Annotated in this window: 1 protein-coding gene; it reads left to right on the top strand. The window is 45.1% G+C overall.

The features are described from left to right. Positions 1-322, top strand: a 322-nt coding sequence (locus FH871_RS35135) for an amidohydrolase family protein (protein ID WP_138995372.1), incomplete at its 5' end; no start/stop codon positions are given. Positions 323-386 lie beyond the last annotated feature (64 nt).

A 386-nucleotide genomic window follows, 5' to 3' on the forward strand; every position in this document is an offset into this window, starting at 1 on the left:
TATAACCAAGGCCCCATCTGGCATGACAGGGCTGGAAACCTCGCTCTCGCTTGGTTTGACCAATCTTGTCGAAACTGGAGACCTCAGCCTGTCGGATTTCTTGGCCAAGATGACCAGCAATCCAGCTGCTCTCTATGACTTTGATGCCGGTTATCTGGCTGAAAATGGACCAGCCGACATCGTCATTTTTGCCGATAGGGAGGACCGTATTGTTTCCGACCAGTTCGCTTCTAAGGCCTCAAACTCCCCCTTCATCGGAGAAAGTCTCAAAGGTGTTGTCAAATATACCATCTGTGATGGTCAAATTATTTATCAAGCATAAGTGTGTAAAGACTAGGTAACTTAAGCACAACCTAGTCTTTTTGCTCGCTTAAAAATATTATTTT

The organism is Larkinella sp. C7 (assembly GCF_006149005.1).
In the GTDB taxonomy this organism is placed as follows: domain Bacteria; phylum Bacteroidota; class Bacteroidia; order Cytophagales; family Spirosomataceae; genus Larkinella.